This is a genomic window from Photobacterium damselae (genome assembly GCF_003026815.1).
GTDB lineage: Bacteria > Pseudomonadota > Gammaproteobacteria > Enterobacterales > Vibrionaceae > Photobacterium > Photobacterium damselae.
The window spans coordinates 82,713-99,506 of record NZ_PYOG01000009.1; the positions used below are offsets into that span (position 1 = coordinate 82,713).

Genomic DNA, 16,794 nt, shown 5'->3' on the forward strand with positions numbered 1-16,794 from the left:
TAGAGAATGGCAAAAGCAGCAAAACGAGCTTATGTATGTAGCGATTGTGGTGCAGATTTCCCGCGTTGGCAGGGCCAGTGTAGTGCCTGTGCCGCTTGGAATACCATTACTGAGTTTACAATCCCGAAAACAAAATCAGCAATAGGCGCAGCAGGCAGTGCTAGCGGTGGTTACGCGGGTGCACCAAGTAAAGTTCAAAAGCTGTCTGATGTTGAGAGTAAAGATGTACCACGTTTTAGCTCTGGTATCAGTGAGCTAGACCGAGTTCTTGGTGGTGGCGTGGTGCCAGGTTCGGTATTGCTGCTTTGTGGTGACCCTGGCGCTGGTAAATCTACCCTGTTATTGCAAAGTATTGGCGCTGTGGCTGCTCATAAGTCGGCTCTGTATGTTTCGGGCGAGGAATCGATTCATCAGATTTCACAGCGTGCAAAACGCTTAGGTACGCCAAACCTTGATCGCATTAATGTGGTTGCCGAAACATCGGTTGAGCAGGTCATTAATCTGATTGAACAGCAAAAAGCAGACTTTGTGATTATCGACTCAATTCAGACCATGACGGTGGCACATAACGATTCTGCTGCAGGTAGCCCAAGCCAAGTTAAAGAATCTGCAGCGGCGCTCACCCGTTATGCGAAAACTCATGAAGTGACATTTTTGATCATCGGTCACATCAATAAAGATTCTAATGTAGCGGGTCCTATGCAGCTTATTCACATTGTTGATGGCTTGTTTGCGCTCTCATCTACAGCTGATGAAAAGTTCCGAGTCTTACGTACGTCGAAAAACCGTTTTGGCTCCGATAGTGAGTCGTGCTTCTTTGCGATGACCGAGCAAGGCATGAAGCAGGTTAAGAACCCATCGGCTATCTTCTTAAGTCGTTCTAATAAGAATCATCCGGGCTCGACATGCACCACATTATGGGAAGGTACGCGTCCTTTGCTGGTGGAAATTCAGGCTCTATGTAATCAATCGGTGACGGAAAATCCTCGTCGTTTGACCGTAGGTTATGATTCTAATCGCTTGGCAATGTCGACTGCGGTATTAGCTCGTCATGGTGGAGTACGCTTATCGGATATGGATATTTTCGTCAACTGTGTGGGGGGTATTCGTATTGAAGAGACATCGGCGGATTTAGCGGTATTGTTATCGATTTTCTCTAGCTTCAAAAACGCTCCGATCCCTCAAGATGTGATTGTATTTGGTGAGATCGGCCTAAATGGTGATATTCGCCCGGCTGCAAATGGTTTAGAGCGTATTCGAGAGGCTGCAAAACAAGGCTTTACTCGCGCTGTTGTACCCAAAGCCAATGCCAGTCGCCAGATCCCGGGGATTGAAATTATTCCGGTAGAAGATCTGCAAGAAGCGCTCGAAGCCTTTGAGCGTGTTGCCAAATAAACACTTGCCAACTAGCCATTAAAAAGAGCTCATATTCTCTACATAACCGTTAATTAGGGTCATAGTAGAAGATGAGCTCTTATTTTTTAGTCGCTATTTGAGTCTGCTATCAGCTTATTTGGTTTGACTTTTATTATCATCTTGCTCGGACGTTTCATGAGTCACTTGTGCCGTTGTTAGGCCTTTTGTGCTGTCATCATGGGTGAGTTGTACCTGCATTCCCACCATGCCATTGATCATATTGAGCAAAGAAGCCCATTGCACACTTTTTTCTTTTGCAAACAGCGAGTCGAAGTTTTCAGGCGTCCATTTAACAAAGGCTTTAGGGTTGAGTGGTCGACCTAAAAAGCGGATTTCATAATGCAAATGAGGCCCCGTTGACAGTCCGGTATTACCTGTCCAACCAATGAGATCCCCTTTACGAACAAACTGCCCACGCTTTACATTAAACTTACTTAAATGTGAGTAAGTAGAGATAAAGCCCATCGCATGGTTTAGCTGTAAATGATTACCATAGCCTGAATTGCTAGAACGGGCTTGCTCTATAACCGCATCGGCAGGGGCATAAATCGGTGTGCCAATTTTGGCTGCGAAATCAAGCCCATTATGACTGCGACGTTTTTTCGTAATCGGGTGAACACGAGTACCAAAGCCTGAGGTGAGCTGAATATGCTCGGGAGTTGGCATTCCATTTGGGATCAGACGAAACAAGGTGGCACGTACTGCAGAATCTATCGCTGCGGAATCAATATGTTGCTCTAGCGTATAAGGGTTTTCGCCATCCGTTTGTAACCCCAGCACAGTTTCCATATCGTCTAAGCGTTGATTTAAATGTTCAAGCGACTCATTTTTGCTTTCAAGCTCTGCATTAAGTTTTTGATTCATCTCGCTCTCTTCATTTAAAGAGGCGGCCAATTCCTGTGCTTGGCGATTTAATAAATCTAACTGCTGATTATTGTCATAAGCGTCTTGATAAAGCGTAAAAGTGCCGTAGCAAAGTAGAGCAAACAACGTACCACAAAACCCCGCACCAGCCATAATCAACGGCTTGTTATCGCGTGGCTTTTCTTGTTTTAGCTTGCGTATTGGCGCTTTGTTGTTAACGGATTTATTCGCTTTACTCATACCACTTCAGCTCAATTTTCGGTTCATTAGCATCATAGATCAAATATGGATGCCGTATTTCTCATAAATGAAAAGAGGCGGAATTTTAAGCGAAAATATGCCTTTTGACTATGTTTTACCGTGAAAATTAGTGTAAACACTCGTAACTGGCTGTTTAAAAAGGTGAAGAATAGAGAATGACGTTAAGAGTAATTGGCGTAAAAAAGGGCAGCGATTGCCACCCTTAGATACGTTATAACAGAATATCGCGATTACTTAGCGATACGCTTGTACTTGATACGGTGTGGTTCTGCCGCATCTGAGCCTAGCGTTTTCTTCAACCAATCAGCGTATTCAGTGAAGTTACCCTCAAAGAAGTTCACTTGGCCTTCGTCACGGTAGTCTAGAATGTGCGTTGCGATACGGTCTAGGAACCAACGGTCGTGCGAGATAACCATGGCACAACCTGGGAACTCTAACAGTGCTTCTTCTAGTGCACGTAGTGTTTCAACATCAAGGTCGTTGGTTGGTTCGTCGAGTAGCAATACGTTGCCGCCCGCTTTTAGTAGTTTCGCTAGGTGAACACGGTTACGCTCACCACCTGATAGGTCGCCAATGCGTTTTTGGTGATCGCTACCTTTGAAGTTAAAGCGAGATACATAAGCACGAGCTGGGATCTCAAAACTGTTGATCTTAATGATATCAGCGCCTTCAGAGATCTCTTGGTAAACCGTGTTGTTATCGTTCATGCTATCACGGAACTGATCAACTGACGCTAGACTTACTGTTTCACCTAATTCAATAGTACCTGAATCTGGCTGCTCTTTGCCGCTTAGCATCTTAAATAGTGTTGATTTACCTGCACCGTTAGCACCGATAATACCCACGATAGCACCCTTAGGCATGCTAAATGATAAATCGTCGATAAGAACGCGATCACCAAATGATTTGGTTAGGTTCTTCACTTCGATAACTTTATCACCTAGACGCTCACCTGGCGGAATGAACAGTTCGTTTGTTTCATTACGCTTCTGGTGATCGTTGCTTTGTAGCTCTTCAAAACGGGCCATACGTGCTTTAGATTTCGCCTGACGACCTTTAGGGTTTTGACGAACCCACTCAAGTTCTTTCTCGATGGTCTTTTGTAGAGCACGCTCTTGAGACGCTTCTTGTTTTAGACGCGCATCTTTTTGCTCTAGCCAAGATGAGTAGTTACCCTGCCATGGAATACCTTCACCACGGTCAAGTTCTAGGATCCAGCCCGCAGCGTTATCTAGGAAGTAACGGTCGTGGGTAATTGCCACAACAGTACCTGAGTACTCAACAAGGAAGTGCTCAAGCCATGCAACAGATTCAGCATCCAAGTGGTTAGTCGGTTCGTCAAGTAGCAGCATATCTGGCTTGTCGAGTAGTAGACGACAGATAGCAACACGACGGCGCTCACCACCAGAAAGATGCTTGATTTTTGCATCCCACTCAGGAAGGCGAAGGGCATCTGCCGCGCGCTCTAGTTGCATGCCTAGGTTGTGGCCGTCTTTAGTTTCGATTAGCGCTTCTAGATCGCCTTGCTCTTTAGCTAGGGCGTCAAAGTCTGCATCTGGTTCTGCGTAAGCGGCATAAACTTGATCTAGACGAATCAGAGCTTCTTTAACATCTGATACCGATTCTTCTACAACTTCACGAACGGTTTTTTCTTCGTCTAATACAGGCTCCTGCGGTAGGTAACCGATTTTTAGACCTGGTTGTGGGCGAGCTTCACCTTCGATATCAGTATCGATACCCGCCATAATGCGTAGCAGGGTAGATTTACCTGCACCGTTGAGACCTAGAACACCGATTTTAGCGCCTGGGAAAAAGCTCAACGAAATATCTTTTAGAATTTGACGCTTTGGTGGCACAATTTTGCCAACTCGCGACATGGTATAGACGTATTCAGCCATATCCGTTGTTATCTCTGATCTTTAAATGAAAGAAACTATTTTACCTGTTATAGACACAAGTTTAACAGTGATGTTGATAATTATTATACTCAAGTCTCTCTAAGGAGCGAGGATCAACCTCTTGAAGTTGATTAGAATATAAAAAATTAGTGAATTTAGTGCTCGATTTTTAGTCTAAACTTGCTGGTATCATAAATTGGCTAGGTCTACCGCGGTATTTCACTGCTTTTGGTAGCCGTTATTACACCGAAACGGAGCTTTTTCGTGCCTTCTATTTCTTCTGTAAAAAAAATCTTTGTGGCCGTGGTTTTTGCGCTAGGATGCAGCAATACCGCTACTGCCGCTTCATTAGAACAACAACGAGCTTGGTATGATCAAGCCCAAAAAGCGTTAGATAACAAAGATATTTCAACATTTAAGTCATTACGCTCTAAATTAAACAGTTATCCACTCACACCTTATCTCGATTATCGCGAGTTTAATGCTCAACTGAGTGACAAAACCCTACCGCAAGTACAAAGCTTTTTAAAAGAGTACAGTACCTTACCGTTTAGCACCCGAGTAAAAAATCGTTACTTAACTAACTTAGCGGCAGACGATCAATGGCGTTCGTATCTAGCGGTTCAGCCAACAGAGCCAAGCAGTAAGTGGCAGCAATGTAATTATGTCTTAGCCCAAAGCCAAACCGGCAAAGCAACGCAAGCTTGGAAAACGACCCGTGAAATTTGGTTAACAGGTAAATCATTACCAAATAGCTGTGATGATTTATTAGAGGCTTGGGCTGCATCAGGCAACCGTACGAATGCATTGATTTTACAGCGTATGCAGTTGGTACTTGCTCGTGGTGATAAGGGCTTGTTGACGCATTTAGATAAACAGCTCTCTGGTTCAGCGAAAGCGACGGGCGATAAGATGCTAACTTTGGTGAGTAGCCCTAATAAAGTTGGAGCGATCGCCAAAAGCAGTGCGGTAACAGCAACAAACCAAGAGATGATTGCTTCGGCTTATCAGTTACTTGCGCGTAAAGATCCTAAAGAAGCCGTTGCACAATACAACCAAGTGGTGTCAGGACAGAAATATTCGGCGGCAAAAAAACAAGAACTAGCCGATTATGTCGCTTCACGTTTGATGTCGACACAAGATCCACAATTGGCTTCTTGGCGCGATAGCAAACTTAAGAGCAGCGACAATGAGTCTGTTTTAGCTCGTCGTATTCAAAGTTCAATTAGAGAGGCAAATTGGTCTGATGCTCGCAGTTGGATCAATCGGTTACCGACAGAAGCCAAACAGAGCACACGCTGGACCTTCTGGCATGCTTATGTGCTAGCAAAAGCGGGTAAAACCAAAGAAGCCAATAAGATTTACCAATCCCTACTTGGTCAACGTGATTTTTACAGTGCAGCAGCTGCGACAATCTTAAAACAGCCGATCACTTATCCTAAGAAAACCGCTGCGCCAAACGATGCTTTATTAAAACCGTATCACAAGACATTAGTGCGTATTCGTGAGCTGGTGGCACGAGATAAAGTGGTTGCTGCCAATAGCGAATGGGCGTTTTTATTACGTCGAGTTGATGAGCCAACCAAGAAAGCTTTGGCAGTATATGCTGAGCAGCACAAAATGCATCACTTAGCGGTTCAAGCTACGATTTCAGCCAAAATGTGGGATCACATTAGTTTGCGTTTCCCTGTTGCTCATAAGTGGTGGTATCAGTTCTTTGGTGAAAAACGCGATATTCCAATGACGACCCTGATGGCTCTATCTCGTCAAGAAAGTGCGTTTAATACTCATGCACAATCGTATGTAGGCGCCCGTGGTTTAATGCAGCTAATGCCTGCAACAGCAAAAGAAACGGCGCAAAAATTGGGACGCAGTTATAGCGGCGTGAATTCATTGTATGACCCGGGTACTAACATTCGTTTGGGCAGTGGATACTTGAAGATGGCGCTGGATCGTTTTGATAATAATCGTATCTATGCTTTCGCTGGTTATAACGCAGGTCCAGGACGGGTGAATCAATGGCGTAAAGTCACTGATGGTAAGCTCGATGCCTTTGCCTTTATTGAGCAGATCCCATTTAATGAAACCCGTAATTATGTCCAAAATATCTTAATGTTTGATATTTTCTACGGTGATCAATTGGGGCAGAAAACCTCACTATTGCGTCCTAATGAGTTGAAAGCGCGTTACTAATCGCATTTTACAACGTCATTAACGGTATAAGCCTTAATCGAGCAGTTCATTATTATGCTTGGTTAAGGTTTTGTTTCTTGGTAGATAGACGAGTTACAGGTAAACTTCCGATATCGAAACACGCTAATTGAGGTTCCCATGTCAACAACACCAGAAACGCCAGATTTTACCCAGTGGCAACAGGTTATTGATTTACTTCGCCAAGCAGCAACAGAACAAAAAGAAGATGCACTGTTGCAATTGCTACTGACTCCTGATGAGCGCGATGCATTATTAGCGCGAGTAAATATCGTTCATGAGTTACTTAATGGTCAGCGTAGTCAGCGTAAAATCAGCGAGCTATTAGGTGTTGGAGTAGCAACCATTACTCGTGGTTCTAATGAACTAAAACACCAAGATGAAGCAACTAAAGCTTGGATTGGTGAACAGCTTAAACAAATGGTTGATAAGCAGTAAAAAATCAGTGAAAAAAGGTGTTTAGGTTAAGAGGAAAAAGTCGGCAGAGAGCTTGATAATAGAATTTATTGATACAAGCTATTGCCGAAACCTCGAAACCTCGAAACCTCGAAACCTCGAAACCTCGAAACCGCTTAAAACCATTCTTCATTCACAAATGGAATTAACGCCAAAATTAGCGCCTGATGATAGACTGAACTGCGGGTTAGCAAATGATTGGTTAACATTCCGATTGCTCCCCCTTTTTGCTTCACATTGTGGGCTTGAAACATCTCATCCATAACATCACCCAGTTCGCGCCCTTGAGCCAATTGCGTTAATGCAGCAGGAGGAAGAGGCAGAGAGGCTGAACGTGCTTTACCGATTTTGCCCCAATGCTCAATGACCATCCATGCAAACGTTAGATCGCCATCTAGTCCCGCTTCTAAACCAACCACATAATCTGCATCTAGTTCTTGTGCTCGTGCATTACGAACACGATTTTGAGCCCCCATTAAGGTTTCTTCTGCTGTCATAGGTTGATCGCGTACTTCACTCTCTACAGATACACCAATAAATTCAAATGGTTGTTCTGGAAAAACGGCAGAGAAAGCACTTGAGACCGCCGATATTTTTGCGGGATTGGTGGAGGCAACAATAACCTTTTGCATACAGAGTCCTTGACGATTGAGCTTGTGATATCAGAAGAGGATTACTATAGCGATTTTATCATGAGAAATTAAGATATATATCCATTAATTTAGAAAACTATTCATTAAATGATTGTGATTTTGATATTTAATAAATCTAATTTTCTGGGTAATAAAATAATTTTAAATTGGTCTTATCTTAATTATTGAAATAATGTAATTGAATGTAATTAATTATATTACTTCAATATCAATATTGCCTTTAGTTTTCGACAATAAAATACATGTAGTTTAAATGCTATGTATTAGCTTGCAATTAAATGCATCCTTAGACAATAACGCTGGATTTTGGGTTTTTATTAGGTGTTATATGCTAAGTTGATAATTTTTAATTGAATCAATAAGAATCCTTGTTTTTACAATTAAGGAGATAATGACATTTAATAATAGCGCAAAACAGAAGTTCCAAATTTTAATAATCATATTAATGTTATGGAGTTTATTATGAATAAAGTAAATTCAGCCATTTGTTTATCTGTATTATTAATGTCATCAGCATCTATGGCTAATGTTGTTACAGGTAATAATTCAGAATCCAGTTTTGTCTGTGTAAATCTACCTTTTGGAGTTGGTTATGCAGCTAAAATTTATGCAACAGCACCTAATTTTCAGTCTCCAATGACAGAAAAGTTCAATTTAGGTGAGACTCGATGTATTAACGTTGATGATGTTGCAGATGGTGATCCTGTTACCGTTCATGTTGCTCCTATTTTGGCGAGTTCAGGGGCAGAAATAGTGTGTACGCCAAACTTTGTTAAACAATCTGGCACATCAAAAAACTATCAGTCCAGCGGTCCATTATGGGCCCCATGGTGTGAAGAAGTGAAATAATAACCATAAGGGGTTTAGAACTTTAAGCCCCTATTTTGTTGTACTTTGTAATGAGTCAATGAGGATAATCAAATGGATAACTTCACTAATGAACGGCGGTTAGCCTTAAAAAAATTGTCGGCGTTGATTGCATTAGCTTTATTTTCAAGTAACAGTAGAGCGAATGTTATATTACATGGCGATAATTTTGATTCAACAGGAGTGTCAGTAAAAGCTGCTTTTCCAGATTTTTCAACGGACGATATTATTGAGGACTTCAAGCTATCCCTAGCTTTTGCGCTGCATTATGTCCCCTATATTGGTGATATCTTATCATTTCTTGTTCATTTATTATGGCCGTCTTCTCAGAAAGATATTTGGGAGGAAATAAGAGAAAAAGTAGAGAAATTAATAGATCAAAAGCTGTCTGAAGATACTTATGAAAGATTAAAACAAGTATTAGAAGGTCTAGAAGGTGTTTTAAAGCAGTATCTTAAAACTATTCAAGCTGGAGCTTCTGATGACGAAATTAAAATACACTTTTTAGCAGCTAATTTGTTCTTTATTAATCAAAGACCTTGGTTTCAACAAAAGAACCATGAATATGTGTTGTATCCTCTTTTTAGTATCTTTTCTAGTTTGCATTTAACACTATTACGAGATGGTTTGATTAATGGTAAACATCTATTTTCAAACAATGAATATGAATTGCTCAAGAAAGATATGAAGGAGTATACGAAAAGTTATTCTGATTATTTATTGAAAACCGTTGATGCCGAGAGATATAAACTCAAAGAGCATAGTCCACCAGTAGGCCAACATAAGACTGAGTACTATAACTACTTTGCAGATTTTAATGCTGTTACGATTAAATATTGTGACGATTATATTGAGATGTTTCGACAGATGGATGTCGATCTCAATCCTCAAGCTTTTGAGTTTGATCGAACACAATTTAAAGATATTTTTTCTAAAGCTTATGGAACTGCTGATGATTGGGATGGCACATGCCGAGGTTTTGCTCGGGGTGGAATGGGAGTTCAGTCCATTTATACTCAACCAGCTGAGTCATTCAACTCGATCTTTCTTGATTTTTTCGATGGTCGTCCTGTTAATTTAAATGTTGCGTATCCTGACGGTAAAGGTCCTTATAATCTTGATAAGCACCGAGTCAATTCAACTCAAGTGATTGCTGATTATCATCGTGGCGTTGAAACACGAACGGTAGCCATTGAAGCTATTGATGGGGAAATCTTTCCTATATCTTCTGTTATTTTGAAAAGTGGCAGTATTCCATCTTATCTGACATTACTTGATACCAATGGTAAATCTTATAACTTATGGAACAGTTATGAAGCTTTCCAACAAGAAGAAGTAAAGGTTAGTTTTGCTCCTCGTCGACTTTCAACGATTACAGCTTGGAGTCACAGTCGTTATTATCATTATGCCTTAGGATGTATGATTTTAGGTTTTTCTTGGGTTCCACCAAAAAATAAGACCCCCGCTTTGTTACGACAACATTATAAATCAATGTTAACAGAGCCAGATTTAGATGAGCTAAGTCGTATTCATCACATCGATGCTCTTGATTACATAAAGCCTAAAGATGAAAGTCAACGAGATCAGTATTGGTCTGAATTAAATGATATTGCAGATAAAAATCAGGTCGAACAAGAACGAAATGGAGGGGCTATAGGCGGTGCTGCGCTAACTGGCTTAATCGGATCTGTGTTGTTGAAGCGGTTTATAAAGTAACTCTACTCATAATACAAAAACAGGCCATACATTGCTGCATGGCCTGCTTTCTGAACTGTGAGCGAATCGTTAAAGAATCGATGCTACCATTAACGGTCGTAAGCCCAGTCAGATTGAATGATGTAGCCGTGAACTTCGAATTCACCATTATTCACAAACAGGTTAGGGAAGTCTGGTTGTGATGTTGAGAATACCACGCCATCAGCTAGCTGAGTCATATGGTAGAAATCTGGCTCACTACCACGAACTGATGCAAATACTGGCTGCTTTGGACGGTATTGTGCTGTTTTAGTTGCCAGAGCATAGCTACCAACAGGTGCGCACTGAGCAATGTTTTCGTTATCAACAAGAAGGCCTAGGCACTCTTCACGGTCAAGATGTTGAGGAATTGCACGTTTGCTAACTACATCAACTGTGTCACCGCTTGCGTAAGATGTAAAATCTTTACGGTGAATAACAGGAATATAAGTACAAGTAGAACCTGTTGCTGATTCGTTAGTAATGGTTGTTGTTGCCTGAGTACCCGTATCTACTTGGCCTGTTAGGATATAGCCGATAGAGGTGTTTAGAGTCGTTGCAATAGTCTCTAATTCACGAACTTCAATACCATACTTACCTGATAGTTTACGGCTCATTGTACCTTGCTGTAGACCCAACGCTTCGCCTAGTTGCTTCTGGCTGATACCTTGGATTTTTGCTAGACGTTTAATTCGCTCTAAATATTCCATAAAAATGCTTCTCGCTCACAATTTAAATTCTAATAATGGTGCATTCGCACAAGTCATAATTCATTGTAGCTATTTCCAAACCAAAGCCATTAACTAGGTATAAAAAGTGCGATTGATTTCGTTAAAGGAATATACCTAAAAAGCAATATGGGTAAAAAAAGGAACAAAATTTAAGAATCGAAATAAGCTATAGCAATTTTTCAGCGTACACGTGTTCTCTAAACATAAATGGTAAACATATTAGAATGTGCCACATCAAGCGTCAAACAAATGACATTTTTGGTGTTTTATGCTGATTATCTAATTATCCTAGAGCTATCTGTTGGTTAAATTGATGTTGCATATTGGTTGTAATGTTTGTTTTTGATTTATCTAATAGAATTATAATTAGTTCAATATTTAAGCGGAAATGGTTGTATTTGTATTATTTGCGTGGTGAATGTAGTTTATAGGCTTGATTGGGATATTCATATTAGAAGTAAAAAGTGCTAATAAAGGGCAAAAATATGCGTATTGAGCATTCCTGTTAAAGTTAGAGTTTTATTTGGTTTTTTATGCTGTATATCTGCTATTTTACTAGTTCAAATAATAAGAATTAGCGATAAAAGAAGGACAAAGGAAAGTTATGTTTACCAAACTCAAAGCATCATTAGGTATTGGTGGCGCTAAAGTCGATACCATTGTTGATAATTCGGTCCTCTATCAAGGAGAAACATTGCGTGGCACCATTCATATTCACGGTGGTGAGGTAACTCAGCAAGTGGATGCCATTCATTTGAAGTTAAATACCGAAGTTCAAGTTGAAACAGAACAAAATTCGCACTACGAAGTATTAACTTTAGGCTCACTACAACTGACTGATAGTTTTGAAATTGAAGCTCATCAGCAGTTAGAAATTCCTTTTACCTTAGCCCTTCATGATGAAACGCCAATAACGGTACTGAATGCTAGTCATAATCAGAGTCATGTTTGGATTGAAACAACTCTTGATTTGAACTTTGCTATTGACCCTCAAGATCGCGACTATCTGGAAATTAAACCTCTACCTGTGGTTGAGAAGATTCTTCAAACTATCGAAAATCGCGGTTATACCTTAGCAAAAGCAGATGTAGAAAAAGGCCAACTGCGTGGTAATGGCTTTTTATCTCAATCGGGTTGTTACCAAGAAATTGAGTTTCGCAATGACAGCATGTTTTCAGATAAAGAACTGGAATTATCGTTTGTATTAGAGGGCAGTTTAGTGCATTGCTTGGTTGAAGTTGACGCAGGCCGTGGCGATCACTATTTCTCATTTTCACTGCCACTTATGGCGACCGATAATGAAATTGAAGGTGTGCTAGCTGGCGTGGTTTAGGGCTAGTAACATTTATTGAAGTTGAGCCCAGTGTTTGATTCACTGGACTCAAGTAAAATAAGTTCTATATATATGATATATAAAGAACTTATTTTACCTCTATTAGATCTATTCCTTGATAAATATTTGTATATGATCAAGAAATTCTTCTTTATTTATAACTAGCTTATCATTATCAGAAATAGACCATATGCCCAATGTATGATCTACATTTAGTGTTACTACAATATCTGCTGATTCTTTTAATGCTCGCTGGTGCTGTTTTTTGAGTTTACTACCAGAAAAATCACTATAAACCTCGAGTTGAGGGAATGTATCGCGTAAATTTTTTGCTAGGATTAACGCTTTATTGGTATCTAATTTATCTTCACAGGTGAAAATGATTTTTTTTGAGCTGTCGTGAGGTGGGGTAATATTAACTGCCTCAAGTAATAAGATGAGACGCTCTATACCGATAGCAAAGCCAGACGCTGGTAATGACTGACCACTAAATAAAGCAACAAGACCATCATAACGACCTCCACCACACACCGTACTTTGGGATCCTAATTGATCTGTTGTCCATTCAAAGACAGTTCTAGTGTAATAGTCTAAGCCTCTTACCAATCGAGGATTGATCGTGTACTTTATGTCGACCTGATCAAGATTACTACAAACAGTTTTAAAGTGATCTAAAGATTCTTCTGTTAAATAATCTAAGAGTTTAGGTGCATTTTCTAGCATAGTTTGCATCTGTGGGTTTTTACTATCAAGAATGCGAAGAGGATTCTTTTCTAGCCTAATAAGGCTATCTTCATCTAATAAATCTTGATGTTTCTTAAAGTAATTAATAAGTGCTTTTCTATGCTCTAAACGTTCTTCTATAGTACCTAAGGAATTGATTTCTAAGTTAATATGCTTGGTTAATCCTAATGCTGAAAATATCTCATTAGATAAATAAATTAACTCGCTATCAATATCTGCATTCGACATACCAAATGTCTCTACACCGAATTGATTAAATTGTCTTAAGCGACCTTTTTGTGGACGCTCATAACGAAACATAGGACCTTGATACCACAGACGTTGGGTATTGTTATAACAAAGGTTATTTTCTATAACAGAACGGACACAACCACTGGTACCTTCTGGTCTTAATGTTATATGCTCGTTAGACTTATCAATAAAATCATACATTTCTTTAGAAACGATATCAGTCGCTTCACCAACAGCTCGTTGAAATAATTCGATAGGTTCTAAGATAGGTAGACGAATTTCCTTATATCCATAATTTTTAGTTGCTTTACGAAGAACCTTTTCTACCCATTGCCAAATAGGTGTTTCTGTTGGAAGGATATCTTTCATTCCTCGAATCGATTTTATGTCCATTTATATGTTCCTTATAGTGAAAAAGGCCATACCTCATAGATAGGTATAGCCTTGTTATTATTAGAAGTGATTAAGCAATTTTTCTGGTCTCATCAGCAATAACATCATTAATTAAATCATCGATGCTTTCATGTGTAAGATGGTGAGCAGATACCACCATATGAGCAAGACCATTTGATGTCGCGAGGCAATGTTTTTTCCAAACATCTTCTGATGGGCAAGGAAATACTACAGTGATTGAATTTTTATTACGCCATGCGTCAATACCTGCTTTTTGGAACTGTTGAACAGCATATTCAGCGAGTTCTAAACAACGGTTAATACGTTGTTGCCACTCATCAAAACTGTGACTCTTCACTGCTTCCCACATCATTAATGGAGTATGGCCATTACGAGAGCCTGTAATGGTTTTATCGTGAGCTGCAATGTAGTCAATTTCTACTGTGATCTGGTCAACATTTTCTTTCTTAGCAATAACAATACCGCATGGGATTGGAGAGCCAATCATTTTATGACCTGATACGCCAATAGAGTCGATACCATCAGCAAAGTTAAAGCCTTGTGGTTCATCGACAAATGGCAGAATCATACCACTTAGAGCGGCATCGGCATGGATATAATAATCTTCACGTGCAATGCCTAGTTTTGCAATGCGATCTTGAATTTCGAAAATATTATCGATAGCTCCCTTAACTGTTGTACCAATATTTGCAAATATAATTGGATGTTTTTCTCCATCCTGTTCGATCTTTTTAATTAGATCATCATAATTTACTTCACCATTAGGAAGCGACTCGACAACCTGGCTCTTGATACGAAGAAGCTTAACAATTTTAGCAACAGAGTAATGCGTATCTTTTGAATAATATAAGGTACTATCTGGGAAAAGCTCACGAGCTAAATAACAACCAAACATATTACCTTCTGTGCCACCATTAGTTACATAACCCCAGCACTTATCAAATGGAATTTTGAAAGTATGTGCAAAATACTCAATAACTTCTTTTTCAAAATCAAAAGAGTTTAGTAAGTAGTTACAGTACTCGCTCCAGTCACCACAGTTATTAATAGAAAAACGAAGAAAACGTTCTAGATTTGTATAATTAAAATCAGCCGATTCAGGATAACCTATATTAAAGTATTGGTTTTTAACACAGTGCGCCCAAAATACATCTAGTTTATTTTGATTTTCGATAGATAGAGTCATTTTAATATAGTCTCATGTTGATAATTTAAATTTAATTGTTTGTGGTATGATTAATTATGCTTTTGCATCAATTACAGATTTACCACTGTGTGCTTTTTTTGCAGCTACAAAAGAATATAAAGGTATTGTACATATAAGCATTACAACCCCCCAGAATATAGAATCACTACCAGAACCAAGAAGTGCAAAGATTGAATAAATCATACCAATGGCAGTTAAAATAGCATAGGTATAGAACTTACGACCTTTATCCATTTTTTTTGCAGCCATAATTATTGGTAAAGCAATAATTGCATACATATAAGGAAGTAATGATGCAAATACCGACATTAGAATAATAATTTGGAATTGGTCTGCTAAATTAGGTGATGCGGTCATTAATAATACGATGCTCATTAATACTCCTGTGAATATTAAACTTTTCATCGGAACATTATTTTTATTTACTTCTCCAAAGAATTTAGGGAATAAACCTGACTTAGCACCTGCTTTAGGGGCTTCTGATTGAAGGATTAACCAACCAGATATTGAGCCAAAGCAAGCAATAATACTAAGAGCCGAGGCAATGTTACCTGCTGTTGGGCCAAACATATATTTTGCAGCATCAGCAAATGGTGCTGGTGAATGGATTAGAACATCGTGAGGTACAATTCCCATAATTACAGCACAACTACCTACATAGCAAACCGATGTGATCAATAAGCCATAAACTGTTGCTTTAGGTACTGTTTTCTCTGGATCTTTTACTTGACCTGATGCAACTACCGCTGATTCAACGCCTAAGAAACCCCACAATGCAATTGACGCAGCAGAAATAATAGCATGCATATTACTTTGCCCTGTTCCGTTATAAACGGCATTATAAGTTTGTGGGTTAAACCAACCCCAACCAATTAAACCAACACCTAAAATAACGATAAGTCCACAAATTGCTGTAAATGATTGAGCTTTAGTTGCTACGTTCGCACCAAAACTTGCGAGAATAACGAATGCCCATAAAATACAAATTGCGGTAATACTGCCATATGTAGGATCTTTTAATATTGGGAAGAAGAAACTTAAGTAACCGACACCTGCAACTAATAAAGCAACATTACCAATCCATGCGCTAATCCAATAACATATAGTACTTTGAAAACCAATAAATGGACCAAAAGCATCATTGGCATAAGCGACAATTCCGCCATCCTTAGGGTTAATTAAACTCGTTTTTGCAAATACTAAAGCTAATGCTAATACACCAACAATAGTAAAAATCCATCCATAAATAGATATTGTACCAATACCAGCTAAATTAGTTGGTAACATAAAAACACCAGAACCCATCATATTTGATGCAGTAACTAATGTTAAAGCAAGTACTCCTATCTTATGAGCTTGCGATATACTCATATCAGACATAGTGATCACCTAAGTTAATTAAAATTAAGTAAAATAAAATTGAAGATACAACTATCCAATCATAAATATGAAATTTATGGTCTAATTGTATTAGATTTTAGATAAGCGCAAATAGACTTAGAGTAAGCCACGCTTAAGTAGGTTAGAATAATAGATTTGAGATGCAGTAAGAGTAATCACTATCATCCCCGAAGGATATAATGATTATATTTAATCGATATTTAAACAAACTGTTTAAACCTGAAGTAGAACACATTTAAACTAACTCCGATAATAAGAATGTGTTGTTTCTTTTGATATATATTAATTGTCATACAAATGATAAAGATTGATCTCGATCACGATTTTGGTTAAAGCATATATTTATCCTTATATATGCTTTAATTATTCACTT

General features: G+C 39.1%; 13 protein-coding genes. 6 read left to right on the forward strand and 7 right to left on the reverse strand.

Translation table 11 applies throughout. The features are described 5' to 3' along the window. Window positions 1-6 precede the first annotated feature (6 nt). Window positions 7-1,395, forward strand: coding sequence for a DNA repair protein RadA (radA, locus tag CTN07_RS10540; RefSeq protein WP_005301055.1), 1,389 nt, complete (start codon window positions 7-9; stop codon window positions 1,393-1,395). 114 nt (window positions 1,396-1,509) lie between these two features. Here radA and CTN07_RS10545 read toward each other — a convergent pair whose 3' ends face one another. Next, window positions 1,510-2,520: a peptidoglycan DD-metalloendopeptidase family protein gene (locus CTN07_RS10545; RefSeq protein WP_005301051.1), complete on the reverse strand. Its 1,011-nt coding sequence runs from the start codon at window positions 2,518-2,520 to the stop codon at window positions 1,510-1,512. Between the two features lie 251 nt (window positions 2,521-2,771). Then, window positions 2,772-4,439, reverse strand: coding sequence for an energy-dependent translational throttle protein EttA (gene ettA, locus CTN07_RS10550; RefSeq protein WP_036764375.1), 1,668 nt, complete (start codon window positions 4,437-4,439; stop codon window positions 2,772-2,774). Between the two features lie 264 nt (window positions 4,440-4,703). Between ettA and sltY the strand changes: the two genes are divergently transcribed. Together sltY and trpR are read left to right on the forward strand one after the other, a co-directional pair. Then, on the forward strand, window positions 4,704-6,632 hold the full coding sequence (gene sltY / locus CTN07_RS10555; RefSeq protein ID WP_005301045.1) for a murein transglycosylase: 1,929 nt from the start codon (window positions 4,704-4,706) through the stop codon (window positions 6,630-6,632). Between the two features lie 138 nt (window positions 6,633-6,770). Beyond that, window positions 6,771-7,088, forward strand: a complete 318-nt coding sequence (trpR, locus tag CTN07_RS10560) for a trp operon repressor (RefSeq protein WP_005301042.1) — start codon at window positions 6,771-6,773, stop codon at window positions 7,086-7,088. A gap of 134 nt (window positions 7,089-7,222) precedes the next feature. Here trpR and yjjX read toward each other — a convergent pair whose 3' ends face one another. Beyond that, window positions 7,223-7,738, reverse strand: coding sequence for an inosine/xanthosine triphosphatase (gene yjjX, locus CTN07_RS10565; RefSeq protein ID WP_036764373.1), 516 nt, complete (start codon window positions 7,736-7,738; stop codon window positions 7,223-7,225). A 483-nt stretch (window positions 7,739-8,221) separates the two neighbouring features. On the opposite strand from yjjX, the gene CTN07_RS10570 reads away from it, so the two are divergent. Both CTN07_RS10570 and CTN07_RS10575 read left to right on the forward strand, forming a co-directional pair. Beyond that, window positions 8,222-8,608, forward strand: a complete 387-nt coding sequence (locus CTN07_RS10570) for a hypothetical protein (RefSeq protein ID WP_036764371.1) — start codon at window positions 8,222-8,224, stop codon at window positions 8,606-8,608. 72 nt (window positions 8,609-8,680) lie between these two features. After that, window positions 8,681-10,342 (forward strand): insecticidal delta-endotoxin domain-containing protein, encoded by a 1,662-nt coding sequence (locus CTN07_RS10575; RefSeq protein ID WP_005301039.1) that lies wholly within the window; start codon window positions 8,681-8,683, stop codon window positions 10,340-10,342. An 89-nt stretch (window positions 10,343-10,431) separates the two neighbouring features. On the opposite strand, the gene CTN07_RS10580 is transcribed toward CTN07_RS10575, so the two are convergent. Further along, window positions 10,432-11,070, reverse strand: coding sequence for a helix-turn-helix domain-containing protein (locus CTN07_RS10580; RefSeq protein WP_005301036.1), 639 nt, complete (start codon window positions 11,068-11,070; stop codon window positions 10,432-10,434). A 625-nt stretch (window positions 11,071-11,695) separates the two neighbouring features. Here CTN07_RS10580 and CTN07_RS10585 point away from each other — a divergent pair. After that, window positions 11,696-12,424 carry a sporulation protein gene (locus CTN07_RS10585; RefSeq protein WP_005301035.1) on the forward strand — a complete coding sequence of 243 codons (729 nt, stop codon included), beginning with the start codon at window positions 11,696-11,698 and terminating at the stop codon, window positions 12,422-12,424. A gap of 108 nt (window positions 12,425-12,532) precedes the next feature. On the opposite strand, the gene hisS is transcribed toward CTN07_RS10585, so the two are convergent. From hisS to hdcC, 3 genes are all read right to left on the reverse strand, one after another. Beyond that, a complete protein-coding gene (gene hisS, locus CTN07_RS10590; protein WP_005301032.1) occupies window positions 12,533-13,792 on the reverse strand; it encodes a histidine--tRNA ligase in 1,260 nt (419 codons plus the stop codon). A gap of 70 nt (window positions 13,793-13,862) precedes the next feature. Beyond that, window positions 13,863-14,999, reverse strand: coding sequence for a histidine decarboxylase (locus tag CTN07_RS10595; protein WP_005301029.1), 1,137 nt, complete (start codon window positions 14,997-14,999; stop codon window positions 13,863-13,865). Between the two features lie 54 nt (window positions 15,000-15,053). After that, a complete protein-coding gene (hdcC, locus tag CTN07_RS10600; protein WP_005301026.1) occupies window positions 15,054-16,400 on the reverse strand; it encodes a histidine-histamine antiporter in 1,347 nt (448 codons plus the stop codon). Between the last annotated feature and the right edge of the window lie 394 nt (window positions 16,401-16,794).